The following is a 26344-nucleotide window of genomic DNA, read 5'->3' as shown; positions in this document are numbered from 1 at the left end:
TCCGCCCCCGACCGTGCGCCGTAGTAACCTGCGCAGTACCTGTCAAACCGGAAAACCTGACGCCCCCTCGGGTTTTCCGACCTCCCCGCCTCGCCGTTTCCTGCCATTCCCTCATCCCGACCGTTCAAGCCGCCGATTCGACCATCTGTCGATTTTCGCTCGCGCGCCCGCGCACCTGGCCGTATTGTTCATGTTCCGAACTCAACGCCGCCCAGCGGCAGACACGCCATGACAACCATACTCAAGCAAGCCACCTTCGCCACCCTGCTCTGCGCCGCCGCGGCCAGCCATGCCGAGACCGTCTCCGACGTGCGCAAGGTCGCCCCCTTCCATGCGGTCGAACTGTCCGGCCCTTATAAAGTGGTGATTACCGGCCAGGGTACGCAAGCGCTCGAACTGTCGGGCCAACGCAAGGAACTGGACCGTATCGAAACCATCGTCAAGGGCGACACCCTGATCGTGCGCCCGCGTTCGCGCAGCGGCATCAACATCAGCTTCAACGACGACGAGCGCGCCATCATCACCATCGTGGTGCCCGGCCTGCGCAGCCTGGCCAATTCGGGCAGCGCCGACGTGTCGCTCAGCCAGGTCGAAGGCGAGCAGTTCGCAATGCACCTGAGCGGCTCGGGCGACGTGGATGTGTACCAGCTCAAAACCGGCAAGCTGAACCTGACCATGAAAGGCTCGGGCGACGTCAAACTCGCTGGCGCCGCGCGCGCCTTGCAGGTCGACGCGCACGGCTCGGGCGACATCGAAGCGTGCGGCCTGACGGTCGAACGCAGCAGCGCCGTGCTGCGCGGCTCGGGCGAAGCCTGCGTTCCGGGCGGCACCGGTCAATTCCTCGGTGAAGTCCACGGCTCGGGCGAGCTGACGGTCAAGCAGCTGCGCGCCGACAAGGCACGCCTGGTGGTGGCCGGTTCCGGCGAGATCGACATCGAAGGTACCGTCGGCGCACTCACCGCGGACCTGAGCGGCTCGGGCAGCGTCGACGGCGAAAACCTGGTGGCGCAACAGGCCAGCGTGAGCGTGCGCGGATCGGGCAGTGCCGAAGTGCGGGTCAAGCCGAACGCCAGCGCCGCCGCGCAACTGATGCACTATGACCGCAAAGGCGCGAGCACGTCGAACCACTAGACGCCGCCGGCACGGTTTTGCAGCGCAGTGGGCACCGATGGTGCCCACGTTGCGTTTACGTCCACGTGCCTGCGCGGCCATACCAAATTGGCACTAATTTACAACCGCATTAATACCATTCGATTCATTTTAAAAGTCCTTATAAAACAGCGACTTGGCGAATTTTTTGACGCTCTCCGCCCAATGCCAATTCGGTATTTTATAATACCACTTAAATACCTGTTGACAAGGTGGTTGGGCGATCATATAGTGCCCACACCTTCCCCATTTCAGAACCCGGACAACAACACACATGATCGAATATCTCATCGGCGTCGATGGCGGTGGAACCGGTACCAGGGTGCGCCTGGCGCGCGCCGACGGCAGCCAGTTGGCACAAGGCCAGGGCGGGCCGTCGGGCCTCTCGCTGGGCATCGCGCAGGCGTGGAACTCGGTCGCCGAGGCGATTGCCTCCGCCTTCGGCGCGGCCGGCATCGCGCCACCGGCCAACACCAGCATCGCTGTTGGCCTGGGCCTGGCCGGCGTGCACAATCCGCAGTGGGCAGAACAATTCGTGGCAGCCGATCCGGGCTTCGGCGCCCTGCGCCTCGAGAACGACGGCTTCACCACGCTGATGGGCGCGCACGGCGGCAAACCGGGCACCATCGTCGCCATCGGCACCGGCAGCGTGGGCCAGGCTTTGCTGGCCGACGGCAGCCTGCGCGAAGTTGGCGGCTGGGGCTTCCCCACCGGCGACGAAGCCGGCGGCGGCTGGATGGGCCTGCGCGCCATCGCCCACATCGAAAAAGTCATCGACGGCCGCGCGCCGCACAGCGCCTTCGCGCAAGCGGTGATCGACGCCTGCGGCGGCGAACGCAACGCGATCCAGGTCTGGATCGGCGGCGCCACCCAGACCGTCTTTGCCTCGCTCGCCCCGCTGGTGCTGGCCCATGCCGACAACAACGACACCGCGCGCACCATCCTGGCCGACGCCGGGCGCGAAGTGGCATTGATGGCGCACGCGCTCGACCCATCCGGACAACTGCCGCTGGCCCTGTGCGGCGGCCTTGGCGCGCCGCTGCGCGCTTACCTGCCGCCAGACCTGCTGGCACGCAGCGTCGCTCCCCTGGGCGACTCCGCCAGCGGCGCGCTGCGCATGATCGAACTCCATGTGAGAGGACACTAACCATGCTTGCGCAGCTTAGCGATTTCAAGCCCGACGCCGACAGCGTCACCCCGCTGTACATGCAGCTGGCGAACAAACTATCGGCCGGCATCACCAGCGGCGACTGGCGCGCCAACGAAGCGCTGCCGTCCGAGCGCATGCTCTCGGACATGCTCGACATCTCGCGCGTCACCGCGCGCAAGGCCATCGACATGCTGTGCGACCGCGGCATGCTGACGCGCCGGCGCGGCTCCGGTACCTACATCACGCCGAAACTGGAGCAGCCGCTGTCGCGCCTGACCAGCTTTTCGGAAGAACTGAGCCAGCGCGGTTTTACCGCCGGCTCGCGCTGGCTCGAACGCGAAATCGGCGTGGCCGCCCCGCTGGAACTGCTCTCGCTTGGCCTGTCGCCGAACATGCCGGTGGCGCGCCTGCGCCGCCTGCGCACCGCCGACGACGTGGTGATGGCGATCGAAACGACCACCATCCCGGCCATCCACATGCCCGACCCGCACGGCGTGACCGATTCGCTGTACGGCTACCTCGAGGCACGCGGCGCCATTCCGATGCGCGCGCTGCAGCATATCCGCGCCGTCAACGCCAATGCGGAGCAGGCGCGCCTGGCCGGCCTGGCCCCGGGTGCGGCAATGCTGCACATTACCCGTGTGAGTTACCTGGACAGCGGCGCGGCGGTGGAACTGACCCACTCGTTCTGCCGCAGTGACTATTATGAATTCGTAGCGGAGTCGCGCCGATGAGCGATGCAATCAATGGCAATATCCTGACCACCAGCGGCTGGATCAACGGCGCGATCAGCTTCGGCGAACGCGTGACCAGCATCAGCGGGGGCGCGGTCGATCCATCCGTCAACGGCGACGACTACGTCATCCCCGGCTTCATCGACCTGCACGTGCACGGCGGTGGCGGCAAGGACATCATGGAGGCCGGCGACGCGCCCCACGTGATCGCCGCCATGCATGCAAAGCACGGCACCACGTGCCTCTTGGCCACCACCATGACCGCCCCGCCGCACGAGATCACGGCCGCGCTGAAAGCCATCGGCGCCGCCTGTGCCGCGCGCCGCCAAGGCGCGGCGCGCATCCTCGGCGTGCACCTGGAAGGCCCGTACATCAACTCCGGCAAGCTGGGAGCGCAACCGAACTACGCGCGCGCCGCCACCCTGGCCGAAGTGCAGCAGCTGGGCAGCTATGCGCCGATGCGCCTCATTACCGTGGCACCGGAAATCGCTGGCCACCTGAACCTGGTGCGGGAACTCAGTAACGCCGGCATCCGGGTACAGATCGGGCACACGCTCGGTTCGTACGAAGATGGCGTGGCCGCGCTGGAGCACGGCGCGGCCGGTTTCACGCACCTGTTCAACGCCATGAGCGGCCTGCATCACCGCGAGCCGGGCATGGTCGGCGCGGCGCTGGCGCATGCGCAGTACGCCGAACTGATTCCCGACCTGCTGCACGTGCACCCGGGCGCGATCAAGGTGGCGCTGCGTTCGATCCCGCACCTGTACTGCGTTACCGATTCCACCGCCGCCACCGGCATGCCCGACGGCGACTACAAGCTTGGCCGCCACAGCGTGCAGAAATGCATGGGCGGCGTGCGCCTGCCCGACGGCACCCTGGCCGGCAGCACCCTGACCATGGACCAGGCGCTGCGCAACCTGGTGAGCCTGGGCCTGTCGCTGGAAGACGCCTCGCACCGGGTCTCGACCTACGCCGCCGACTACCTCGGCGAAACCGAACGCGGACGCCTGGCGCCGGGCACGTTTGCCGACATGGTGGTCCTGGACCGCGACCTGAAAATCAAAGCTGTCTATATCGAAGGAGAAAAGTGTGACCTCACTGATGCTTAAAGAAGCCATGTCCGCCGCCGACTGCGTCGCCCTGCAACTGGAAAACGACGTCGAACGCTACGCGGAACTGGGCCGCAAGCTGAGGACCACCACCTTCAACACCGCGCTGACGGTGGCGCGTGGCAGTTCCGACCACGCCGCCAATTACTGCGCCTATCTGATCATGGCGCGCATGGGCCGCATCGTCGCTTCCCTGCCGATGTCGCTGGTGACCTTGTACAAGTCGCCGCTGGTCACGCGCGACACGCTCACCATCGCCATTTCGCAATCGGGCCAGAGCCCGGACGTGGTCGAACCGATCCGCTACTTCCGCGACGGCGGCGCCACCACCATCGCGCTGGTCAACGATATCGATTCGCCCCTGGCCGCCGCCGCCGAATGGGCAATGCCGCTGCGCGCAGGCAAAGAGCAAAGCGTGGCCGCCACCAAGAGCTTCATCACCAGCCTCGTGGCCGGTGCGCGCCTTGTCGCGCAGTGGCAGAACGACCCCGAACTGACCGAAGGCCTGGCCGCCCTGCCCGAGGCATTGCGCCGCGCCACCGAGGTGGACTGGTCGCCGGCGCTGGAAGTGCTCACGCCGGCCCGCAACATCATGGTGGTCGGACGCGGCATCAGTTTTCCGATCGCGCTCGAATCGGCGCTCAAGTTCAAGGAAACCTCGGCCCTGCAGGCGGAAGCGTTCAGCGGCGCCGAAATCAAGCATGGCCCGATGGCCTTGATCGAAGACGGCTATCCGCTGCTCATTTTCGCAACGCGCGGACCGACCCAGGCCGGCCTGATTGCGCTGGCGGCCGAAATGCGCACCCGCGGCGCGCGCGTGCTGCTGGCCGCGCCAGGCGACGTGCCCGAGCGCGACCTGACCTTGCCGACCGCCGCCACCCCGGACCTCGACCCGATCGTCGCCGTGCAGGCGTTCTATGTGATGGCGGCGCAATTGTCGAAAGCGCGCGGCATGGACCCGGACCGTCCGCGCCACCTTAGCAAAGTCACCAAGACCAACTGACGCGACTGCGCCATCAATGAAAACGATACTACTGACGGCATTGATGGCACTGGGGCTGGCGGCTTCGGCGGCCGCCGCCGAGACCAAAATCGAGTTCTGGACCTTCAGCATGAAGCCCAAGTTCACGCCGTTTTTCGAATCGGTGGCGCGCAATTACGAGGCCGCCAATCCGGGCGTGAAGATCGAATGGATCGACTTTCCGTGGGATGTCATCCAGACCAAGCTGGTCACGCGCATCGTGGCTGGCACGCCGCCGGCGCTGGTCAACCTGAACGTGCCCTGGGCCGACGAATACGCGCGCGACGAACTGCTCACGCCCGTCGACGCCCTGCTCGGCGCATCCAGAGCCAGCTACATCCCGAGTACCCTGGAAGACCTGCGCTTCAAGGGCAAGACCTACGGCTTCCCGATGTACAGCAACGTCGCCGTGATCGCCTACAACCAGACTATCTTCAAAAATGCGGGCCTGACGCGCGGCCCGCGCAGCTTCGACGAGCAGCTCGCCTTCGCGCGCCAGATCGCCGCGCGCACCGGCAAGGCCGGCATCGCCCCGGCGCTGTCGAAAATCGATGGCCTGTTCATGTGGCAGGGCCTGGCCGTCATCAAGGATGGCAAGGCGGTGTTCAATTCGGCGCAGCACGTGGCGCTGGTGCAGAAACTCGCCGCGACCTACAAGGCCGGCGGCCTGCTCAAGGAAAACCTGTTCGCCGAAGATAACTTCCCCGCCGTGGTCGACGCCTACAAGGGCGGGCGCCTGGGCATGCTGCTGGCGCCACCGACGGCACTCAAACGCATCCAGAACGACGCGAAGGATATCTACGCCATCACCAGCGTGGCACCGGCCCCGCTCGGCCCCACCGGCATTGCCGATGGCGGCTGGCTGATTCATTTCGCGATACCCAAGGGCGTGGACGCGAAGCTGCTTCCAGCGGTGGGCAAGTTCGCGCTGTACCTGACCGGCGACGCCAACCAGCTGGCCTTTGCCAAACAGGCCAGCGTGTTCCCCGCCACCGTCAGGGCGGCCGCCGATCCTTACTTCCTGGCGCTGCCGGCCAACGCCGGCGCGGCCGAAAAAGCCGTGGAAGCCGGCGCGCGCTCGATGGCGCATTCGCACACCTTGTACGTGGCCGGTATCGACGATTACGACGAACTCCGGCGCTCGCTGGTCAAGGCCGTCGAAGCGGGCGTCACCGGCAAGCAGGACGTGCAGCAGGCGCTCGACCAGGCCGTGGCGATCTGGAACAAGAAGCTGTCCAAACAGAGGCTGCACTAATGAGTACACGGCGCCACACCCTGCAGGCATGGATGTTCCTGGCACCGGCACTGGTGCTGCTGGCCGTGTTTTCGTTCTGGCCGGTGGCCTACGGCTCCTTCCTCGCGTTCACCGACTATTCCCTGATCCGGCCGACGTCGTTCGTCGGCCTGGACAACTTCCGCTACATTTTCGATAACGAGATGTTCGTCACGGGCCTGAAAAACTCGCTGCTGTTTCTGGTGATGGTGCCGTTCGTGCAGATCGGCGCGATCGCGCTGGCGGTGCTGGTCAATAACCAGCTGCCCGGCATCCGCTGGTTCCGCGCCGCCTTCTACGTACCGGTGGTGACCACGGTGTCGGTGGTCGGCATCATGTGGGGCTTCATGTTCCACGAACAGGGCACGCTCAATTACGTCTTCATGCAGCTGCGCCTGGCGAACGCGCCCATCGGCTGGCTGACCGACGACACCCTGGCGCTGTTCGCCGTCATGTTCGTCACCCTGTGGCGCGGCCTTGGCTGGTACATGGTGATGTACCTGGCGGCGCTGCAGGCCATCCCCGCCGACATGCAGGAAGCGGCCATGCTCGACGGCGCCAACCGCTGGCAGCAGTTCTGGAAGATCACCGTGCCGATGCTGCGCCCAACCATTGCCGTGTGCACGATCCTGTCGGTGCTGGCCGCACTGAAGGCCTATCAGGAAGTGGACGTACTGACCCAGGGCGGGCCGATGAATTCGACCTTTACCGCCCTGTACTACGCCTACGACCAGGGCCTCAAGCACCTCAAGCTGCCGCGCGCGCTCGCCGCCAGCCTGGTGGTGTCGAGCATCTGTATCGGTATCGCGCTGGTGTGCCTGCGCTACCTCAAGCCGAAGCACCGCTGATGCGCGCGCGTTCGCTGGCCACGTTCGGCCATTACCTGATCCTGTGCGTGCTGGCTGTGGTGTGCGTGTTCCCGTTCTGGTGGACGCTGGTCACGGCGATTTCGACCGAAGGCAATGTGTTCGCCTTTCCGCCGACGTTCTGGCCACGCGCGCCGTCGCTGGAAAACTTCGCGGAGGTGTTTCGCGCGATTCCGATTCTCGCCTTTTTCAAGAACTCGGTCCTGATCGCCGTGTGCACCGTGTTCTGGAAGCTGGCACTGTGTTCGATGGCAGCCTATCCGCTGGCGCGCATGCACTTTCGCGGCCGCAAACTGGTGTTCGGCGTGATCCTTGCGACCCTGGTGCTGCCGTCGGAAGTGAACTTTCTGGTGAACTTCATCACCGTCACCAAGCTGTCGCTGGTGGACACCTACACCGGCGTGATTCTGCCCAACGTGGTCACGGCAGTGGCCATTTTGCTGCTCAAGCAGGCTTTTGAAGAAGTGCCGCAAGACCTGATCGATGCCGCCCGTGTCGATGGCGCCTCGGAGTGGATCATCTTCAGCAAGATCATGCTGCCGCTGATTGCGCCGTGGCTGGCCACGGTCGGCATCCTGACTGCGGTGGAAGCCTGGAACGAGTACATCTGGCCCTCGATCGTAATGAGCAAGCCCGATGAATTTCCGCTGTCGGTGGGTGTGCTGTATTTGCGCGGCACCTTCGGCAGCAGTACCCGCGTGATCGCCGCCGGCACCGTGCTGACGATCCTGCCCACGCTGGCCGCCTTCCTGTTCACGCAGCGCTTCTTCATGCGCGGCATGGATGGCGCAGTCAAGTAACGCTGTCAAGAAAACCCACCCAAGGATGTCGATGGAACTCACTAAAACAACTAAAAAAGAACGCAGCCCGCTGACCTGGGTGCCCAGCCTGTACTTCGCGCAGGGCCTGCCCTTCTTCGCGGTCGCACTGGTGGCCGGCCAGATGTTCAAGAGCATGGGCGTGGCCAACGACGACATCGCCCACTGGACCGCGGCCATCATGTCGGCGTGGATCTTCAAGCCGCTGTGGAGTCCTTTCCTCGAACTGGCGAGCAGCAAAAAGATCATCGTGGTCAGCTTCCAGCTGATCGGGGGCGTCTGCCTTGGCCTGGTGGCGGTGGCGCTGCACATGCCGTTCTGGTTTGCCGCCTGCGTCGTCATGCTCACGCTGGTCGCCGTCTCCTCGGCCACCCACGACGTGGCCTGCGACGGCTTGTACATCTCCAGCCTGACGCAGAAGGAACAGGCGGCCTACGCCGGCTGGACCGGCACCTTCTTCAATGCCGGCCGCTTCATTTCGGCCGGCGGCCTGCTGCTGCTGGCCGGGTACTTCGAAAAAACCATGGGCGTGGCCTCGGCCTGGACCATCGTGTTCTGCATCCTGGCGGCGATGATGATCACGCTCGGCCTGTACAACGGCTGGGCGCTTCCGCTGGCGAAGAACCCGGCCAGCGCCGACATCACGGCGCAGGCGATTGCACGTACGCTCAAGGAAGTGATCATCGACTTTTTCAAGAAGCCGGGCATCTGGGTATCGGTCCTGTTCATCATCCTGTTCCGCGCGGGCGAAGCGCAGGTGCAGACCATCGGCCCGCTGTTCCTGCGCGAGGCGCGCGAGCTGGGCGGGCTGGGACTGAGCACCACCGAAGTGGGGGCCGTGTACGGCACCGCGGGCACCGTCGCCTTCGTCATCGGCAGTATCGCGGGCGGCTACTTCACCTCGTGGCTCGGCCTCAAGCGCGCCATCCTGGCGCTGATCCTGGCGGTGAACCTGCCCAACCTGGTGTTCTACTTCCTGGCGACCGCCCGGCCGACCGACCTGACCCTGATCGGCGCGGCGCTCAGCGTGGAGATGTTTGGCTACGGCTTCGGCTTCGTCGGCCTGATTCTGTACATGATGCAGGTGGTCGCGCCGGGCAAATACCAGACCGCGCACTACGCGTTCGCGACCGGGATCATGCAGCTGGGCTTTTCGCTGTTCAAATGGGTCAGCGGCGACATCCAGATCGCGCTCGGGTACCAGAACTTCTTCCTGTGGGTGCTGGCGGCCGCGGTGCCGGTGGCGATACTGTCGCAAATCATTCCGATGAGTGCCAGCGAACGCCAGCAGGCCGAACTTGCGGCCGCCAAGCCGTCGACGGCGCTCTAAGCATGGCCGCCGTCACCCTCAAGGGCGTCGTCAAGCGCTACGACGACAAGCAGACCATCATCCACGGCATCGACCTCGACGTCGCCGACGGCGAATTCGTGGTCTTCGTGGGGCCGTCCGGCTGCGGCAAGTCGACCTTGCTGCGCATGATCGCCGGGCTGGAGGAAATCAGCGGCGGCGAGCTCCATATCGGCGCCCTGCTGGCCAACGATATCGCCCCGGCCAAGCGCGGACTGGCCATGGTATTCCAGTCGTATGCGCTGTATCCGCACATGACGGTGTTCGAGAACATGGCGTTCGCGCTCAAGCTGGCCGGCCACAAGGGCGAAGAACTGAAAGCGCAGGTCGGGCGCGCCGCCGGGATCTTGCAGATCACCCATCTGCTGCAGCGCCGGCCCAAGGAGCTCTCGGGCGGCCAGCGCCAGCGCGTGGCGATCGGGCGCGCCATCGTGCGCAAACCCGAGGTGTTTTTGTTCGATGAACCGCTCTCGAACCTGGACGCCAGCCTGCGCGTGCAGATGCGGGTGGAGCTGAGCCGCCTGCACAAGGAACTCAAGACCACCATGATCTACGTGACCCACGACCAGGTCGAGGCGATGACCTTGGGCGAGCGCATCGTCGTCATCAACGGCGGGCACATCGAACAGGTGGGCACGCCGTACGAGCTGTATAACAATCCGGGCAACCTGTTCGTCGCGGGCTTCCTGGGCGCGCCAAAAATGAACTTCATCGCCGCCGGGGTGGCGCATATCGGCGCCCTCGGCGTGCGCGTGCGCCTGGCCGACGGCACGCTGGTCGACGCCGACGCCGATGGCGGCGACGCCATGATCGACGACAAGGTCACGCTCGGCATCCGCGCCGAACACATGACGGTGCTGCCGGCCGGTTCGCAGCAAGTCAATATGATTGCCGCCGTGGTCGGCCATGTCGAATACCTGGGCGACCAGACCATCGTCTACGCCAGCATGGAAGGCGACCCGGCCCTGATCGCGCTGCGCCAGCCGCAGGGCGGCGCCATGCTGCGCGCAGGCGAGCGTATCGCGGTGCATTTGCCGAGCGCGCACTGCCATCTGTTCGACGCGCGCGGACGCGCGTTTTTGCGCGCCTGAACCGGTCCGCACGGAAATCAGCGTGCAAAAATGAAGTTTATGTAACAATATGCGCTTCGTCCGAAATTCGCACCAACCGGACGACGCCCATGTAGGCTACGTGTCCACGGTTCGGCGGGCTGATGCGTTATAGCGTCAGGCTGTCTTTATGTCTTTGATTGAAGGATTTTCCATGTCCCAGTTTCGTCTTGCTCGTATCAGTCTGATCTTGGCCGCCATCGGCCTGAACGCCGCACCCGCCCTGATGACCAGCGCCACCGCGCAATCCGCTCCTGCCACGCCTGCGACCAGTGCCGCTCCGACCAAACCTGAAACCGTCCGTCCGGAGCTGTACAAGCTGCTGGATCCGGCCGCCGTCAAGGTCTTGATCGACGGTAAAAAATTCCCTGAAGTCCAGGAAAGACTGACTGCCGCGGAAGCCTACGCCAACCGCACCCCGTACGAAAACTACGTCATCGAGCGCATGAAATTCTCGCTCGGTTCGGCCAGCGGCAACGAAGCGATGACAATGAGCTCGCTCGAAGCGATCATCAACTCGCCAAGCACGCCAGCGGTCGACAAGCCGGAATTCATCCTGGCGATGGGCAATCTGCAAAACAACGCCAAGAATTATACGAAGGCGATTGAATGGATGAAGCGCTACATCGCCGAGGGCGGTTCGCCGTCGCGCGTGCGTGCCTCGATGTCGCGTGCCTACTACCTGAATAACGATCTGGCCACGGCCAAGACCGAAGCGCAGACCCACCTGGCCGAACTGGAAAAGGCTGGCACCCCTCCGGCAGAAGGCGACCTGCGCCTGCTGGTGGCCATCGCCGGCAAGCAAAAAGACTGGCCGGCCTACACGGTCGCGCTGGAGAAGCTGATTGCCGCCTATCCGAGCCAGGACCTGTGGTCGGACTTGCTGCACCGCATGTACGGCAAGACCAGCTTCAACTCGCGCCTGCTGCTCGACGCGTACCGTCTGGAATCGACCGTGCTGAAGCAGCTGGAAGCCGAGACCTACGTCAACATGGCCGAAGAAGCGGTACGCTCGGGCTTCCCGGTCGAAGCGAAGAAGGCGGTTGACGCCGGTTTCGCCGCCAACGTCCTGGGCACCGGCGCCGATGCCGCCAAGCACAAGTCGCTGCGCGACCGCGTCAGCAAGGCCGCGGCCGACGACGCGAAGAACATCGCCACCGGCGAAGCCAGCGCTGCCAAGATGAAAGACGGCACCGGCCTGGTGAATCTGGGTTACGCCTACGTGACCATGGACGAATTCGACAAGGGCATCGAGCGCATCGAAAAAGGCATCGCCAAGGGCGGCCTGAAGCGTCCGGAAGAAGCCAAGCTCAAGCTGGGCATGGCGTACGTCAAGGCTGGCCGCAAGGACGATGCGATCAAGACGTTCGAAACCATCAAGGGTAACGATGGCATCGGCGACCTGGCGCGTTACTGGACGATGTGGCTCAAGCGCCCGGCCGATACGGCAGCGCCAGTGGCAGCGGCTCCGGCAGCGAAGTAATTCACGGCATTGCCGTCTGATCGGGCGGGTTCCGGCGCAAGCCGGGCCCGCCTTTTTTCGTTAACGCGTCCAGGGATTGACCGAATTGAAACAGGATCAATTGATGTTGAACTAATCGCATGCTGCCGAACTCTGAGCTGGGTACCTGTTCCGGCTATGGAGGTTTCTGCAGCACGTTGCCTCCCCGTTCACAGAAAGGTGCTACCCTAGTAACACCCTCTTTTTGGAGCGTCTTCATCATGCCAACTACATCACTCAAACTTTCACCCGAACTCAAGGAACGAGCGGTCGCGGCAGCCGAGGAATTGGGCATCAGCACGCATGCGTTCATGGTTGGGGCAATCAGTCAAGCCGCGGATGCGGCTGAGCTGCGAGCGGAGTTTGTTGCGCATGCGCAGACAGCCTTGGCCGAGATGCGGGAAAGCGGACTGGGGTACGACGCTGACGATGTGCGCACGTATCTGCGCGAGCGCCTTAGCAATAGTGAGGCAGTCAGACCAGAGGCCAAGCCGTGGCGAAAATAAGTTACTCGAGCGGGGCAATTGCCGACCTTGAACGTATCAGTAACTTCCTTGTCGCGAGCAATCTGAATGCTTCCGAGACGCTCGATTTGATTGAGGAAGCCATCAATATTCTTGCTCGGCATCCGTTCGTCGGCAGGCCGGCCGAAGTGGGCTTGCATGCGCTGGTAATTTCAAAAGGGAAAAGTGGCTACATTGCGCTGTACGCCTACGATGCGCACCAGGACGCCATTCTGGTTTTATCGATCAGACATCAGCGCGAAGCGGGATTCCGGCTATAAATCACCCCGGCGTCATCGTTTCATTGCCGCATGCGGTCAGTGCGGTCGTGCCGGGCGGACCAAAAACAACGGGACGCGCAAGCGTCCCGTCTTTTCCGGCGGGACCGAAGTCCCTCCATCTTAGCCTCAGTATTTGCCGTGCAGCGCCAGATAGATCTGGCGGCCGTTCTTGTACAGCGAACCTGGCACATCCATTGCACCCGCGGTGTGGATCACCGACCGCACCATCGGATTGTTCAAGTCCTTGCCATCGAGGGTAACGCTGAAGTTCTCGTTGATCTGGTAAGCCAGCGACGCCGACAGCGAACCGACCGACGCCTGGTACGAGGCCGAATTGCGGCTGGTGCCGTTCAGGAAACCCGAGCGCCAGCTGTAGGTCAGGCGCGCCGAGATCTTGTTCTGCTCATAGAAGGCGCCGACGTTGTAGGCGTTCTTCGAGGTACCGATCAGGGTGCAGTCGGCATAGGTCAGCGCGCCGCACATCGAACCCGGCGCCTTGCCGGTTTCCTTACCCAGGGTGTAGGTGTAGTTGGCATTCACGCCGAAACCCGCCGGCAGCGCCTGCTGATACGAGAACTCCATGCCCTTCACTTCCGCCGTGGTGTTGAGCGGGGTGTCGATCTGGTACACGGTGTTCTTCTTCTGCAGCTGGTTGTAGAAGGTCGCGGTACCCGAACCGTAGGTCACGTAACCGTCCAGCGCCGAGTAGAACGCGCCAGCGGCCAGCAGCGACTTCTCGGCGAAATACCATTCCACGCCAAGGTCGAAATTGTTGGCGCGGATCGGACGCAGGTTCGGATTGCCGGCGCTGCCGGTGCCCTGCACGTCGCGCAGGTCGGTGCCGGCCATCTGGCCCAGCTCCGGACGCGCCATGGTGCGGCTGGTCGAAAAGCGCGCCACCAGGTTCTTCGACAGGTCCATGCGGAAGTTCGCACTTGGCAGGAAGTCGAGGTAGGTGTTGGTGTACAGGCGCGGCTCGAACGTGCCGGACGGCGCGATCTCGTTGCGCTCGACCGATTCCTTGGTGTGCACCACGCGCACGCCGATATTGCCCGAAAAGCCGTCGGCGCCGAAGTTCGCCATCACGTAGCCCGAACGGGTCGGCTCCTTGATCTTGAATTCGTTTTGCTTCAAGTGGCCTTCGTACTTGGCATGGGTGCTCAGCCAGCTGTTGACCGCTTCGCGCGAGAACGTCCACCAGCCGGCGCCGTTGGCGTCGAGGTCGTTGAACTCGGTCGGGAACGAGGTCAGGCCGCCCATCGGCAGGTTGCTGACCAGGGACAGGCTTGGCAAGGCGTTGATGCCGATGGCGGTCAGGTCGCGCTTGTGCTCCGCAGCGCGCACGCCGAACTGGATCGACTGCACGCTGGCCAGGTCCAGTTTGTAGGTGCCGTCGATCTGACCGTAGACTTCCTTGTCGATCGCGGTCACGTGCGAACCGTAGGTATAAGGCACATTGCCGGTCCCGTCAGGACCGCCGCCGATCGAGAACTTGTCTGCGCCCGGGATCACGTAGGTGACCGCCTTGTCGAGCCCGTTCATGGTGTAGCTGCCGCCGGTGTACGGCATCCAGACGCCCAGCGCACCGCTTTGGGTATTGCCCAGGCCTTTGGTCGAGCCGACCTTGCCGGCCAGGGTCAGCTTGTCGTTGACGCGCCATTTGCCGTCCAGGTTGACGAACTTGGATTGGCTCTCGGCGATCGGGCGGCTGAATTCTTCCTGCACCGCGCTCGACATTGTGCCGCAGACCGCGCCGCAGTTGGCCGGCACGGTACCGGTCAGCTGGGTCAGCACGCCGTTACTGACGGTGCCGCTGGTGTTACCAGCAGGGAAATCCTTGGCCGTCCAGTTCGGCGCCAGGAAGCGGCCCAGCGACTGCATGAAGTTGTGGTTGATGTTCGGGGCGTCCAGGTGCGAACGGAATGCGGTCAGGTCGAGCGTGATGTCGCTGGTCGGCTTGAACTGGATGTCGATCAGGCCGCCCTTGCGCGTGCGTTCCTGTTCGAACCAGGCGGTACCGCCCAGGTAGTTGGCCTTGGCGCCCTTGACCGGATCGGTCTTGATGGCGGTCGACGCACCGGGCACGCCCTTGTCCACGGACGAGCCGGCATCGACCGGATCGTACCAGATGCCATTTTCCTGGCCGACGCGGCTCAGGGTGCGTTTTTCATGGAAGCCCTGGACCATCACGGCCAGGTTGCCGGCTTGGTTTTTCCAGTTCACCAGGCCGTTGAACTGGCCATCGTTCTTGCCCGAGTTTTGCGAATTCACGGCGCCCAGACTCATCTGCGCGCTCAGGCCCTTCTTGAAGTCCAGCGGCTTGCGCGTTTCGATGTCCACCACGCCGACGGCGCCGCCTTCGAGCAGGTTGGCCTGCGAACCTTTATGCACCGTCACGCGGCCGATCAGTTCGGACGGGAACAGGGAGAAGCTGACGCTGCGGCCACCGCCGATGATGTTATCGGCAAACCAGTCGCCGCTCGAGACGGTGTGGCTGTTCAGGGTGGTCAGGGTCAGGCCGAACGGGGTGCCGCGCAGGGCCACGCGGTCGTTCTCGCCGAAGCTGCCTTCCGAGCCGCCGGCGGCGGCCACGCTCACGCCCGGCAGGCGCTGCAGGGAATCGGCGACATTCTTGTCGGGCATCTTGCCCACGTCTTCAGCAGTAATGACTTCGACCATCGTGTCCGAATTGCGCTTCTGGTTCAGCGACTGCTGCATGGCCGCACGGATACCGGTGACGATCACCACTTCACCCTTGACGTCCGGGTCCACGCTTGGTGCCGTGGCGGGCGCCTGGGCCTGGGCCTGGGCCGACATCGCGATGCTCAACACCAGAATAGCTGCGGCCGACGCTACCGGCGTCAGGCTGGTCGATACAGGACGCTCTGCGTTCTTATTCACTACTGACTGATTGCGCTTCATTACTTCCCCCTTGATGTTGGCTCCGTGAGTAAGCCAGTTCATTTTTAACAACGACTTTTTATGTGCTACGGGTACCACCACGTCTAAAACCAATCTAACGCCAATATACTCCTCTTTAATACCAGAACACTACCAGTTAAGTGAATTTTTTCATATGTTGTTTCGATAACACACGGGTGGACTGGGATTTTGGCCAAGTGGTCTGGTCATTCGGGGCGAATTTGACGTTGTTGCAAGAGGGAGGGCTATTCCTGCGGTCTTTTTTTGGTATTATCGTTATATGCAAATGCGACAACTGCATGATGTGGCGAATTTGCGCCAGGCGACGGGAAAAGTGGTCCCACCCTCATGAAAGAAAGCAGATTGGTATGACTTCCCTTGTCCACATCATGCAGACGCTGGCCCAGACCAGCTCGCAGCCCTTGTACCAGCAATTGCAGCGCGCCCTGCGCGAAGCGATCGACCAGCGCATCTTCGGCCCGGACGAAGCCCTGCCGGCGGAACGGCAACTGGCGCTCGACCTGTCGATCTCGCGCATCACGGTGCGCAAGGCGATCGACGGGCTGGTGAGCGAGGGCTTGCTGGTCAAGCGGCCCGGCTCGGGCAACTTCATCAACACGCGGATCGAGAAAAACTTCGCCAAGCTGACCTCGTTTTCGGAAGACATGCGGGCACGCGGGCGCACGCCGCGCAGCGTGTGGCTCAAGCGGTCGGAGGGGACGGTGACGCCGGAGGAAGCCTTGCGCCTGCGGCTCTCGCCCGGTGCGCCGGTGTACCGCTTCAACCGGATCCGCTATGCGGACGAATTGCCGATGTGCCTGGAGTACGCGACCATTGTGGCCAGTTGCCTGCCATCGCTCGATGTGGTGGGGGTGTCGATGTACGAGGCGCTGGAAGCGGCCGGCAACCGGCCCACGCGCGCGCTGCAGCGATTATCGGCGCTGCTGCTCAATGCGGAACAGGCCAAGCTGCTGCAGTCGAAGGAAGGCGATGCGGGCTTGTGCGTGGAACGGCTGGCGTTCCTGCGCGATGGCCGGGCGGTGGAGTTTTGCCGGTCGTACTTCAGGGGCGATATGTATGATTTTGTAGCGGAGTTGAGTACGGCGTAGTTGACGAGTGCGGGACGAAGGCGATCGGCGCTCGCGCGTCACGACGAACGTCATCCCGGTCAGAAGCACGGGCAGGCAGGGCGGTGCCTGCCGGCATATCGAGGCGTTAGCGTTGGTCAGGCTGGCTGAGGCATCACAGCACTGGGTTTGGCGAGCAAGGAGGGGCACGGGAAAGGCCACGCCGCACCACGATTGCTGGCCTCAATGCCTGCCCTGATATAGGTTCTCGAATTCTTGCGGACAGGCGATCCAATGACCCTGCAGGTAATCGGTGCCTATACTCGCCAGCAGCTCCATGGTAGCTTGGTCCTCGACACATTCGGCGATGGTTTTCTTGCCCAGCAGGTGAGCGATTTCGTTCACCGACTGAACCATTTTTTCGTCGATGACACTCGTTGTGATGGCCCCGACAATCGAGGCATCGATCTTGACGAAGTCGGACGGCAATTGCTTCAAGTGTTTGAACGACGCCACCCCGTTGCCGAAGCCGGTCAGCGAAACCTTGCAGCCGAGCGCATGCAAGCCATGCATCGCCGCCAAGCTCTTTTGCAGGTCGACGATGGCCGCGCCGCCGCTGACTTCGAAACAAAGGGTGCCGGACCGGGCCCCATACAGGGCAATGAGCGCTGACAGGTCGGGCAGGAAGGACTCATCCGACAAGGTGTCGGCCGCAAGGTTTATCGAGCACAGCTCAAGCTGCCGGGCGTGCTCCAGGTGAGCGGCCAGCCACTGAAGAACGTGCTCAATCACCCAGCGGTCGACTGCCGGCATGAGTTTGTATCGTTCGGCGGAAGGAAGAAAGCAATCCGGAAGGATCAGGCCTTCGTGGGGATCGCGCATGCGCAACAACACCTCATAGCGCAGCCCTGGACGATTGCCAGTGGCCAGCGCTATCGGCTGGCAATGAAGGGTAAGCCGGTTCGATTTCATCGCTGCCGTCAGCCGCGCGACCCATTCGATTTCGCTGCTGCGCTCCGCTTTGTCGGCCTGTGCCTGATGGTCGATGCAAATCTGGTTTTTTCCATTGGCCTTTGCGGCATAGCAGGCACGGTCGGCCAGCGCCAGGACCTCCTGCGTTGCACTGATGCTCGCGTCAAAGGTCGCCAGGCCAATACTGACGCCGACCTTGAACACACGTTCGTCCCGCACGAATTCAAAAGCACGGGTCGATTCCAGTAGTTTATTGGCAATGGCCAGCCCTTCGTCCCGCGAACAGTGGTCGACGATCAGGGCAAATTCGTCGCCGCCCAACCTGCCCAAGGCGTCACGATCGCGGATTTCCTTGCGATACAGCGAAGCGATTTGCCGAAGCAGCTCGTCGCCCGCCTCATGCCCGCATGTATCGTTTACGATCTTGAACTGGTCGAGATCCATGAACAGGACAGCACCGCCCACCCGAGACCGCCGGCTTCGGTCAAGAGAGCGCTGCAAGCATTTCTCGAACTGGCGCCGGTTGGCCAGGCCCGTCAGGGGATCGTGCGTGGCCTGGTAGGTCACTGTCTTGAGAAGTTGACGCGATGCGGTCACATCGCGAAACACAATGACGCCGCCAATGATGCCGCCCTTGGGCAGATGAATCGGCGCCGCGGTATCCTCGATGGCGACGCGGCGTCCGTCTTTGGTCGTGAGCACCGCCGGCGTGTTGGGCGCAAGCACACGGTCATTCTTGATCAAGGCGAGCAAACGATGTTCCTGGGGCTCCAGCGTCTCCTCATCCGAAACACGAAATACCTCGCCCAGCGCGCGGCCACGGGCATCGGGGTCGGTCCAGCCGGTCAGGTGTTCGGCTTGACGGTTCAGGTAGTCGATGTTCCCTTCGGCATCGACTGAAATGACAGCCTCGGCGATCGCGCCCAGCGTCACTTGGGCCCTTTCCTTTTCGTGCGACAGCTGCTGCTGCAGCTCTTTTTGGCCTGTCAGGTCGCGTGTGACCTTGCAAAAATGGGCGAGATGCCCATCGTCGCCTTTGACGGCAATGATTTCCACCAGAGCCCAAAAAAGGCTTCCATCCTTTTTTCTGCGCCATCCTTCTTCCTGAAAGGTCCCCGCTTCGGCGGCACATGCAAGATTGGCGAGGGGCTCGCCCGCCGAGCGCCCCTCGTCCGTGTACAGGAAGCCGAAGAAGTTGCCGATGGCTTCGTCCGCCCGGTATTGCTTCATCACTTCAGCCGCCTTGTTCCAATAGACGATAACGCCGTCGGGATCCATGATGAACATCGCATAATCGCTGATGTGATCAATCACGTCCGACAGTATTTTCCCGGCATGGTGTTTCACCATCGGCTCGACCTGAGGTTTTTCCTTCACGCTTCCCCCTGCTTTAAGCTATAGACAGCCCAGACCACCCGAAAGTTCCTCGCCTGCCGCCGCTTTCAAATACGGCTGCGCCCGCCTACAGCGGGGGTTGGCCGCAAGAACAAGCTCGTGCAGGAATGGGCAATGCTCGACGGACGGCGTTGTCCGTTTTTGGGAAAGCGGTAGCCGGGGCGGCAACGCCTGGCGAGCCCGCCAAAAGATCATAAAGCACGGAAAGTGGCGTCGCGGCGCCGCATGGGGGCCAGAAGTCGGCGTGGGCGTGTATGTGAAGACCGGACTGCGTTGCTGGTTGGCGACCAGGGCACGGATTGGCTCCCGCCTGCGGCGAAACGACGGTGGCGACAGCGGGGGAGCCGGCGCAGCACCCGGGGCACGACAGTTGCAAGGAACAATGCCGGCATGCGACGGTATATGGGCGAGCGCGCAGCCCCAAACGTCGGGCCGCGCATGCGTCGAATTTAAATCGCCGTCAAGCCGCCATCGACAGCAAGCTGGTGCCCGGTCACGAACGAGCTCTGGTCCGAACACAGCCACATCGCCGCATTGGCAATCTCCACCGGCTCGGCGAAGCGGCCCATCGGATGCACATTGCGCAGCTTTTTCTCGCGCAGCGGTTCGCGTTCCAGCGCGCGGCCCATCATCGGCGTATTGACCACACCCGGGCACACACTATTAATACGAATCCCCTCGCGCGCATACTCGGCCGCCGCGGTCTTGGTCATGCCCACCACCGCGTGCTTGCTGGCGGCGTAGATCGGCTGCGTCGGCGCGCCGACCAGACCAGCCACCGACGCCGTGTTCACGATCGACCCGCTGCCCTGCTTGAGCATCTGGCGAATCTCGTACTTCATGCACAGCCACGTGCCTTTGACATTGACATTCATGATGCGGTCGAACAGCGCTTCGTCGGCGTCGGCCAGCGGCAGGTGCTCTTCCTCGATGCCCGCATTATTGAACGCGCAATCGAGCCGTCCGTAATACGCCACTGTCTTGTCGATCAGCGCTTCGACTTCCGCCGCGCGCGTGACGTTACACTGCACGAACAACGCCTTGCCGCCGTTTTCGACGATCATCGCCGCCGTCGCATGGCCGCCATCGACCGACGTATCGGCCACCACCACGCACGCACCAGCGCGTCCGAACGCCACTGCGGCCGCGCGGCCGATGCCGCCTGCCGCACCGGTCACGAGGACAACCTTACCCTCGAACGAGGACTCCTTTTGCTTCTCCCTGGCCATGTTCCAACATCTCCGTATGTTCTACAGAGGAAGCAAATACTTCCTCGAAGCAACAGAATACCGTAAACGTTGCTATCCCGCCAGCAAGTATTGCCGCTTTTACCGCTTGAGCTTGGCTTTCTCTTGATCTCCCGCTATGACGACACTGAGCTTGGCCGGATCGATCGCCTTGCGGAAGGCGGCATTTAGTTGTTCTAACGACACAGCCGCCAGTTTTTGCTCGAAACGCTCGCTCCATTCGAAGGTTTTTCCCTGATACAGCAATGAAGTCCAGCCGCCGGCGAGAATGCTGTCGTCGGCGCGGTTTTGCGCGCGCTGCTGCAGCAGGCCCGATTTGGCCGCCGCCAGTTCGCCCGGAGTAAAGCCCTTGATGACGGCGCGCACCAGTTCCTCGCGCATGGCGGCATCGAGCCTGGCCAGGTTGTGCGGCGCGGCGATGGCGCTGATCGTCAGGCTGCCGGCGCGGTCAAGGTCCCCTGCCCCCAGCTGCGAGCCGCCGCCGTAGGACAAGCCATCCTTCTGGCGGATGCGGTTCATCAGGCGCGATTCGAGGCCGCCGTCGCCGAAGATGTAATTGGCCAGCATCAGCGCCGGATAGTCCGGATCGTCGACGTGCAGATCGAGGTTCAGGCGCGCCATGACGACGCCATTTTCCTTATCGGCCAGGTTGACGGTCTTGTTCATCGGCGCAATGGCCGCGTGCGTGCGCAGCACTGGCGCATAGCTGGCGCGACTGTGCCACTTGCCGAACAGCTCGTCGACGAGCGGGGCCACGGGCGCGGCGTCGAAGTCGCCGACAATGGCCAGTTCGCCGTGCGACGCGCCGTAGAAGTCGCGGTAGTAAGCCTTCACATCTTCCAGGCGCACCGCCTTGACGTCGGCGATCTGCTCGTCGAGCGTGCGGCTGGCGCGGATGTCGCCCTTCGGATAATGGTCGAAGTGTTCGCTCAGCACGCGCGCAGCCACCGATTGCGGCTCGCTGCGGGAAGACTCCAGGCTGACCAGAAATTGCTGGCGCAGTTGCTCGAATTCGGCTTCGGGAAAGGTGGGTTCCTTGAGCACGTGCGCGACCAGGCGCAGCGCCTCGGCCAGATTGGAACGAGTGGTCTCGAACTCCATGAGGCCACCGCTGATCTTGAGTTTGTCGAAGGCGTCCGAGAGCTGCTCGCGCGTATATTTGGTGGTGCCGCGCGTGAGCATGGCACCCGTCATTGCCGGCAGCATGCCCTTGCCGAACAGATTTTTCTCGTCGCCCCAACGCAGGTTCAGGTCCACGAAAACGGCTTCGCCGCGGTTCTTCTTGGGCAGCAGGGCAAGCTTGATACCGCCCGCGGTGGCCAGGGTGGTGCGCTTCATGATGTTGGCCTGGCTCGGATCGAAGTCTTCCGACTTCTGGCTGGCGGCCTTGGGCTTGAAGTCCTTCATCACGCTCGCCAGGCTCGGCGCGGGCGGGATCTCGGCGCGGCGCGGCGCATCGTCCGGCAGAAAGTGGCCAGTCACCCGGTTGTCGCGGCGCAGATAGCGCCCCGCCGCCTCGGCCACGTCGGCCGCGGTGATGGTGGCGATGCGTTCGCGCCCGACAAAAAACAGGCGCCAGTCGCCCAGCGCGATCACTTCGGACAAGGCCACGCCGACCTGCTGCGGGTCGTTCAGGCTTTTCTCGATGCTGTTGGTGTAGTTGCGGCGCACGCGCTCGATTTCGGCGTCGGTCGGCGCTGTCTTGGCGAAGTCCTCGACGGCGGCCGTGAGGGCCTCGCGCACCGGTTCGATCGGGTCGCCCTTGCGCACCACGGCGCCGAAGTACAGCATGCCCGGCGCATAGCCGGTTTCGGCGTAGGCGAAGACGTCGCTGGCCTTGCCGCTTTCGACCAGCAGCTTGTGCAGGCGCCCGGTGGTGGCCGCGCCCAGCACTTCGGAGGCGAAGCTGAGGGTGTCGCTGTCGTCGTGCAGGGCGGGCGGCACCTTGTAGCCGACCGCGATCATCTGCACGTCGCCCTGGCGCCGCACGGTGAAACTGCGCTCGCCGTCCTGGGTGGGCTCCACGGTCCAGAACTGCGGCAAGGCGCGCTTGGGCTTGGGGATGGCGCCGAAACTTTGCGCGATCCAGCCGAGCGTGCGGGACGGATCGAATTTGCCGGCCACCAGCAGCACCGCGTTATCGGGCTGATACCAGGTGCGGTAGAACGCTTGCAGGTTCTCGATCCTGACGTTTTCGATGTCGCTACGGTTGCCGATGGTGGAACGGCCGTAGCTGTGCCAGTCGTAGCCGAGGCTCTGCATGCGCTTCATCAGCACTTCGCCGGGCGAATTCTCGCCGCTTTCATACTCGTTGCGCACCACCGTCATTTCGGAGTCGAGATCCTTCTTGGCGATGTAGGAATGGACCATGCGGTCCGCTTCCATCTGCAGCGCCCATTTCAGGTTGTCGTCGCCGGCCTGGAACACTTCGTAATAGTTGGTGCGGTCCAGCCCCGTGGTGCCGTTGAACTGCATGCCGCGCTGCGAGAATTGCTGGGCGATGTTGCGGTTGTTGGGCGCGCCCTTGAACATCAGGTGTTCGAGCAGGTGGGCCATGCCGGTCTCGCCATAGTTTTCATGGCGCGAGCCGACCAGGTAAGTGACGTTGACGGTGACGGTGGGCTTGGACGAGTCGGGAAACAGCAGCACCTTCAGGCCGTTCGGCAGGCGGTATTCGGTGATGCCTTCGACGGAAGGTCCCTGCACGACGCCTTTGGGCATCGGCAGGGCGAGCGCGGCGCCCGTGACAAGGTAGGCGGCAGCGCAGATCCAGCGAATTTGGTTCATGAGGTCTTCTGGTAGGGTGGACACGGTTTGCCGTGCCCACGCGGACCCCGGCGCGAGCCATCATACCAGAGGGCAGCCATCGCGCTGGCTGGCTACTGGCGCGCGCGTTTCTCGTGCGATTGCTGGTGCGAGCTGATGCGTGAAAGTTCGCCCATTTCCTCGGCCAGGAATTCGAGCAGGTCGTCGACGCTGACAATGCCGGCCAGGCCGCCCGCGTTATTGACCACGGGCACACGCCGGATGCCGCGAAAACGCATGCGTTCGATCGTTTCGTAGACGTCGTCGTCTTCCGACGCAGTCAACAGGTCGGCGCTCATGATGTCGCCGACCAGCAGGCTGGACGGGTCGAGGCCGAGCGCGATGACGGAGACGACGATATCGCGGTCGGTGATGATGCCGACCGGTATGCGTTCGTTTTCCGCTTGATCGATGACGACCAGGTCGCCGACGTGATGCTTACGCATCAGCAAGGCGGCGGCCTGGACGGTTTCGTCGCCCTTGCAGTAGATGGTTTGGACAGTACAGATTTCGCCTATGCGCATTGTTTCCTCCCGAGCGGCTCAGCGCTTGTGATGTGCGCGCGCGCAGGGTTGCGCGCGACAGGCTTAAACTTACGCGGGCTTTCTGATGTCGGTTTGATCCTGCTCAAAGCAGTGGTGACGCGTATTTAAATTTTAGGGTCGCCGGGCAAAGGCAGGAAACAGGCATTGAGAACCTGCAAGTCGTTGTCCTTGGCGAAATTAAGGACGAAGTGGTAGGCCAGCGGTTCGAGTTTCTGCAGGTCGTTGTTGACCACCACGGCCTTGACGCCGTCGAGCATGGTCGGGCGCACGTAGGGCGAAAACTGCAGGTGCGCGTTGCGCCCGCCCGAGCCTTCGGGACGGAAGCAGGACATGACGCCGCACAGCCGCTCAGCCCAGTCGCTGGGACGGAACTGCCTGCCATCGCTGGTGATGCCAAGAATGAAAAACTCGTCGGCGAGTTTTTTCTTGCTTTCGGATAACTCGGCCATAGGGCGGGTCGTAGGAACAAGAAGATGCGTGGAGACGATGGCGCAAGCGCCGGGCCGGTGAATCAGGTGCTGCCGTGGAACGTGAGTATTATATCTTATAGAAGAGTTGAGCTTGCAGAATGATGCAGCGTGGTTAGAAGGGGCGTAGCCACTACCCTGTCGCCGGGCACCTGTGTCGTGACACCGCCGCCGTTCGTGTCACCACCCTCGTCGTTCCGGCCACCAGCTTCGTCGTTCCCGCGCCAAGGCGGCCCTCGGCGGGACCCCAATTTCGTGCCGCAGCAAGTCGGCCCTGCGCTTACGCCGCCTGCCCAATATTAGCCAAACCAACCGCGCCCGACAACAGCAACAGCAGCAGCATCCATAAAAGCAACGCCCGCCACACCAATCCGACCGTGCTTTGCAGGGCGCGGGCGTTCGGCTCTTCGCCCGGCATCACTTCCACTTCGCTGTAAGTACTGTCGACGGTGGCCGCGTCCGGCGGCAACACCTTCGATGCGTTCTCATTCGGCGTGCCCAGACGCACGCCCATCGCCCCGCCGCCGGCGGACAGAATAATCCCGCGCGCTTCGTCGTTCCAGCGATGGGCGAAGTTACGCCATGCATAAATGGCATCTTCAAAATTGCCCACCACCGCGAACGCCACCGCCGTCAGGCGCACCGGCAGCCAGTCGATCCAGTAAAACGCGCGCGCGGCGAACTGGCCGAAGGCTTCGTTACGCATGTGATCCGGCTCGTTCCAGGCCCGCGCCAGGTATTCCGACACGCGGTACAGTACCGCGCCGGCCGGCCCCACGATCAAAAACCAGAAAAACACCCCGAACACATTGCGGTGCGTGGTCACCAGCGACTTTTCCACGGCGATGCGGGCCACTTCCGACGCTTCCATGCCGACCGTGTCGATGCGCGCCCACTCCGACAGCAGCGCGCGCGCGCCAGCCTCGTCGCCGGCGCTCAGCGCCGCCTGGATCGAACTGAAATAGTGGCTGTAATGACGAAAGCCCAGCGTCAGATAGACAATCAGCACATTCCACGCAAACGCGATGAACACCAGCTGGTAGTGGTACAGCAGCCAGGAAATCAGGGCCGTCGGCCCCACCAGCAGCAGCATGACCAGCACCCAGCCCATGCGCCCGTTGCTGGCGTCGCCCGCGTTGAACCACCCCTCCATGCGCATCGCAAAACTCTTGATCTCCGCATAAATCAGATTGTCCGCCCGCAGCGGCTTGAGCTGTTCGATCAGCAGCGCACAGAGAATGGAGAGAAATGTCATCGAACGTCCTTTGTACTTTTTGAAATGAAGCAGCAGAGCAATTCATCAATGCCCGCTACGATAGCGCAGAGCACCGATTCAATCAAACATATTGGCGAGCCGGCCAGCCAGGCACGCCCGCCCTGTTCAGGCACGCAGGAAGTGAAACAGGTTGCGCAGCATGCCGGCGGTGGCGCCCCAGATAAAGAAGCGATCATACGGCATGGCGTAGAAGCTGCGCTGCCCCGCTCCCTCGGGCAGTTCCAGCGAGAGGCGCTGGTGGTTCATGCCGTCCATCAGGAACTGCAGCGGCACTTCAAAAATTTCGGCCACTTCATTGGCGTCGGCGGCCAACTCGAACGGCGGCGCGATCAGGCCCACCACCGGCGTGACCCGAAAGCCGGTGCCGGTAATGTAATCCGGCAGCGTGCCGATCACGTCCACGTGGCGGCGCTGCAGGCCGATTTCTTCCTCGCTCTCGCGCAGCGCCGTGTCGATGGCCGACGCGTCGTAGCTTTCGGCGCGCCCGCCCGGAAAACTGATCTGCCCCGCGTGCGCCGACAGATGCGCGGTGCGCACCGTCAGCAGCATGGTCAGGCCACCCTCGCGCTGCACCAGCGGCAGCAGCACCGAGGCCGGCGTCATCACCGTGCGTTCGGCCCAGGATTCGCCCGGCGGCTCCGGCTGCCAGTCGGCGGGACTGGCAAAACGCTGGCGCAGCCAGTCGGGCGTGAGGCGCTCGGCAGCGAGCGCCGCTTCGCCACCGAGGGCTTCGACGGGCAATTTTTCTGGATCGAAAATAATCTTGGGCAAGGGTATTGTCCTTCA

General features: G+C 63.1%; 22 protein-coding genes. 14 read left to right on the top strand and 8 right to left on the bottom strand.

Annotated features, from left to right (window positions below; all coding sequences use genetic code 11):
* Positions 1–228 precede the first annotated feature (228 nt).
* From RBA40_RS29195 to RBA40_RS29135, 13 genes are all read left to right on the top strand, one after another.
* A complete protein-coding gene (locus RBA40_RS29195) occupies positions 229–1131 on the top strand; it encodes a head GIN domain-containing protein (RefSeq protein ID WP_306652050.1) in 903 nt (300 codons plus the stop codon).
* Positions 1132–1423: 292 nt separating this feature from the next.
* On the top strand, positions 1424–2296 hold the full coding sequence (locus tag RBA40_RS29190) for a glucosamine kinase nucleotide-binding domain-containing protein (RefSeq protein WP_306652048.1): 873 nt from the start codon (positions 1424–1426) through the stop codon (positions 2294–2296).
* Positions 2297–2298: 2 nt separating this feature from the next.
* The gene (locus RBA40_RS29185; RefSeq protein WP_054266873.1) at positions 2299–3033 is read left to right on the top strand and encodes a GntR family transcriptional regulator; all 735 of its coding nucleotides are present in this window, start codon (positions 2299–2301) and stop codon (positions 3031–3033) included.
* The gene (nagA, locus tag RBA40_RS29180) at positions 3030–4142 is read left to right on the top strand and encodes an N-acetylglucosamine-6-phosphate deacetylase (protein ID WP_306628043.1); all 1113 of its coding nucleotides are present in this window, start codon (positions 3030–3032) and stop codon (positions 4140–4142) included. The genes RBA40_RS29185 and nagA overlap by 4 nt, the downstream gene beginning before the upstream one ends.
* Positions 4135–5145, top strand: coding sequence for an SIS domain-containing protein (locus RBA40_RS29175; protein ID WP_306652105.1), 1011 nt, complete (start codon positions 4135–4137; stop codon positions 5143–5145). Before nagA ends, RBA40_RS29175 begins: the two co-directional genes overlap by 8 nt.
* A 16-nt stretch (positions 5146–5161) precedes the next feature.
* The gene (locus RBA40_RS29170) at positions 5162–6418 is read left to right on the top strand and encodes an ABC transporter substrate-binding protein (protein WP_306652046.1); all 1257 of its coding nucleotides are present in this window, start codon (positions 5162–5164) and stop codon (positions 6416–6418) included.
* On the top strand, positions 6418–7284 hold the full coding sequence (locus tag RBA40_RS29165; RefSeq protein ID WP_306652045.1) for a carbohydrate ABC transporter permease: 867 nt from the start codon (positions 6418–6420) through the stop codon (positions 7282–7284). The genes RBA40_RS29170 and RBA40_RS29165 overlap by 1 nt, the downstream gene beginning before the upstream one ends.
* Complete coding sequence (locus RBA40_RS29160; protein ID WP_099874761.1) at positions 7284–8102, top strand: carbohydrate ABC transporter permease; 819 nt, start codon at positions 7284–7286, stop codon at positions 8100–8102. The genes RBA40_RS29165 and RBA40_RS29160 overlap by 1 nt, the downstream gene beginning before the upstream one ends.
* A gap of 31 nt (positions 8103–8133) precedes the next feature.
* Positions 8134–9450, top strand: a complete 1317-nt coding sequence (locus tag RBA40_RS29155) for an MFS transporter (protein WP_306652043.1) — start codon at positions 8134–8136, stop codon at positions 9448–9450.
* Between the two features lie 2 nt (positions 9451–9452).
* Positions 9453–10559 carry an ABC transporter ATP-binding protein gene (locus RBA40_RS29150; protein ID WP_306652041.1) on the top strand — a complete coding sequence of 369 codons (1107 nt, stop codon included), beginning with the start codon at positions 9453–9455 and terminating at the stop codon, positions 10557–10559.
* A 172-nt stretch (positions 10560–10731) separates the two neighbouring features.
* A complete protein-coding gene (locus RBA40_RS29145; RefSeq protein ID WP_306652040.1) occupies positions 10732–12060 on the top strand; it encodes a tetratricopeptide repeat protein in 1329 nt (442 codons plus the stop codon).
* Between the two features lie 239 nt (positions 12061–12299).
* Positions 12300–12584, top strand: coding sequence for a hypothetical protein (locus RBA40_RS29140; protein WP_306652038.1), 285 nt, complete (start codon positions 12300–12302; stop codon positions 12582–12584).
* Positions 12572–12862, top strand: coding sequence for a type II toxin-antitoxin system RelE/ParE family toxin (locus RBA40_RS29135; protein WP_306652036.1), 291 nt, complete (start codon positions 12572–12574; stop codon positions 12860–12862). Before RBA40_RS29140 ends, RBA40_RS29135 begins: the two co-directional genes overlap by 13 nt.
* Positions 12863–12988: 126 nt before the next feature.
* Here RBA40_RS29135 and RBA40_RS29130 read toward each other — a convergent pair whose 3' ends face one another.
* Entirely contained in the window at positions 12989–15763 is a 2775-nt protein-coding gene (locus tag RBA40_RS29130) for a TonB-dependent receptor (RefSeq protein WP_306652034.1), read from the bottom strand.
* A gap of 389 nt (positions 15764–16152) precedes the next feature.
* On the opposite strand from RBA40_RS29130, the gene RBA40_RS29125 reads away from it, so the two are divergent.
* Positions 16153–16893, top strand: coding sequence for a GntR family transcriptional regulator (locus tag RBA40_RS29125; protein ID WP_099874756.1), 741 nt, complete (start codon positions 16153–16155; stop codon positions 16891–16893).
* A gap of 201 nt (positions 16894–17094) precedes the next feature.
* Here the strand turns inward: RBA40_RS29125 and RBA40_RS29120 are convergent, their stop codons facing one another.
* From RBA40_RS29120 to RBA40_RS29090, 7 genes are all read right to left on the bottom strand, one after another.
* Positions 17095–19200, bottom strand: a complete 2106-nt coding sequence (locus RBA40_RS29120) for an EAL domain-containing protein (protein ID WP_306652033.1) — start codon at positions 19198–19200, stop codon at positions 17095–17097.
* Positions 19201–19667: 467 nt separating this feature from the next.
* Positions 19668–20447: an SDR family oxidoreductase gene (locus tag RBA40_RS29115; protein WP_306652032.1), complete on the bottom strand. Its 780-nt coding sequence runs from the start codon at positions 20445–20447 to the stop codon at positions 19668–19670.
* A gap of 99 nt (positions 20448–20546) precedes the next feature.
* Positions 20547–23252 (bottom strand): M16 family metallopeptidase, encoded by a 2706-nt coding sequence (locus RBA40_RS29110; RefSeq protein WP_306652030.1) that lies wholly within the window; start codon positions 23250–23252, stop codon positions 20547–20549.
* A gap of 92 nt (positions 23253–23344) precedes the next feature.
* Positions 23345–23794 carry a CBS domain-containing protein gene (locus RBA40_RS29105; protein ID WP_306652029.1) on the bottom strand — a complete coding sequence of 150 codons (450 nt, stop codon included), beginning with the start codon at positions 23792–23794 and terminating at the stop codon, positions 23345–23347.
* 125 nt (positions 23795–23919) lie between these two features.
* The gene (locus RBA40_RS29100; RefSeq protein WP_099874752.1) at positions 23920–24264 is read right to left on the bottom strand and encodes a DUF3579 domain-containing protein; all 345 of its coding nucleotides are present in this window, start codon (positions 24262–24264) and stop codon (positions 23920–23922) included.
* Positions 24265–24562: 298 nt separating this feature from the next.
* Positions 24563–25537 carry a CobD/CbiB family protein gene (locus RBA40_RS29095; protein ID WP_306652027.1) on the bottom strand — a complete coding sequence of 325 codons (975 nt, stop codon included), beginning with the start codon at positions 25535–25537 and terminating at the stop codon, positions 24563–24565.
* Between the two features lie 126 nt (positions 25538–25663).
* A complete protein-coding gene (locus RBA40_RS29090; RefSeq protein WP_306652026.1) occupies positions 25664–26329 on the bottom strand; it encodes a CoA pyrophosphatase in 666 nt (221 codons plus the stop codon).
* Positions 26330–26344: the final 15 nt, after the last annotated feature.

This window comes from Massilia pseudoviolaceinigra, assembly GCF_030846505.1.
Taxonomy (GTDB): Bacteria; Pseudomonadota; Gammaproteobacteria; order Burkholderiales; family Burkholderiaceae_D; genus Telluria_A; species Telluria_A violaceinigra.
Note: the sequence above shows the minus strand (reverse complement) of the source record. Positions and strands in the feature narration are given on the sequence as shown.

What these genes read in the sequence shown, in the direction of transcription:
- RBA40_RS29195 (WP_306652050.1), top strand. Translation starts at nt 229, where the DNA reads ATGACAACCATACTCAAGCAAGCCACCTTCGCCACCCTGCTCTGCGCC.
- RBA40_RS29190 (WP_306652048.1), top strand. Translation starts at nt 1,424, where the DNA reads ATGATCGAATATCTCATCGGCGTCGATGGCGGTGGAACCGGTACCAGG.
- RBA40_RS29185 (WP_054266873.1), top strand. Translation starts at nt 2,299, where the DNA reads ATGCTTGCGCAGCTTAGCGATTTCAAGCCCGACGCCGACAGCGTCACC.
- nagA (WP_306628043.1), top strand. Translation starts at nt 3,030, where the DNA reads ATGAGCGATGCAATCAATGGCAATATCCTGACCACCAGCGGCTGGATC.
- RBA40_RS29175 (WP_306652105.1), top strand. Translation starts at nt 4,135, where the DNA reads ATGCTTAAAGAAGCCATGTCCGCCGCCGACTGCGTCGCCCTGCAACTG.
- RBA40_RS29170 (WP_306652046.1), top strand. Translation starts at nt 5,162, where the DNA reads ATGAAAACGATACTACTGACGGCATTGATGGCACTGGGGCTGGCGGCT.
- RBA40_RS29165 (WP_306652045.1), top strand. Translation starts at nt 6,418, where the DNA reads ATGAGTACACGGCGCCACACCCTGCAGGCATGGATGTTCCTGGCACCG.
- RBA40_RS29160 (WP_099874761.1), top strand. Translation starts at nt 7,284, where the DNA reads ATGCGCGCGCGTTCGCTGGCCACGTTCGGCCATTACCTGATCCTGTGC.
- RBA40_RS29155 (WP_306652043.1), top strand. Translation starts at nt 8,134, where the DNA reads ATGGAACTCACTAAAACAACTAAAAAAGAACGCAGCCCGCTGACCTGG.
- RBA40_RS29150 (WP_306652041.1), top strand. Translation starts at nt 9,453, where the DNA reads ATGGCCGCCGTCACCCTCAAGGGCGTCGTCAAGCGCTACGACGACAAG.
- RBA40_RS29145 (WP_306652040.1), top strand. Translation starts at nt 10,732, where the DNA reads ATGTCCCAGTTTCGTCTTGCTCGTATCAGTCTGATCTTGGCCGCCATC.
- RBA40_RS29140 (WP_306652038.1), top strand. Translation starts at nt 12,300, where the DNA reads ATGCCAACTACATCACTCAAACTTTCACCCGAACTCAAGGAACGAGCG.
- RBA40_RS29125 (WP_099874756.1), top strand. Translation starts at nt 16,153, where the DNA reads ATGACTTCCCTTGTCCACATCATGCAGACGCTGGCCCAGACCAGCTCG.
- RBA40_RS29115 (WP_306652032.1), bottom strand. Translation starts at nt 20,447, where the DNA reads ATGGCCAGGGAGAAGCAAAAGGAGTCCTCGTTCGAGGGTAAGGTTGTC.
- RBA40_RS29110 (WP_306652030.1), bottom strand. Translation starts at nt 23,252, where the DNA reads ATGAACCAAATTCGCTGGATCTGCGCTGCCGCCTACCTTGTCACGGGC.
- RBA40_RS29105 (WP_306652029.1), bottom strand. Translation starts at nt 23,794, where the DNA reads ATGCGCATAGGCGAAATCTGTACTGTCCAAACCATCTACTGCAAGGGC.
- RBA40_RS29100 (WP_099874752.1), bottom strand. Translation starts at nt 24,264, where the DNA reads ATGGCCGAGTTATCCGAAAGCAAGAAAAAACTCGCCGACGAGTTTTTC.
- RBA40_RS29095 (WP_306652027.1), bottom strand. Translation starts at nt 25,537, where the DNA reads ATGACATTTCTCTCCATTCTCTGTGCGCTGCTGATCGAACAGCTCAAG.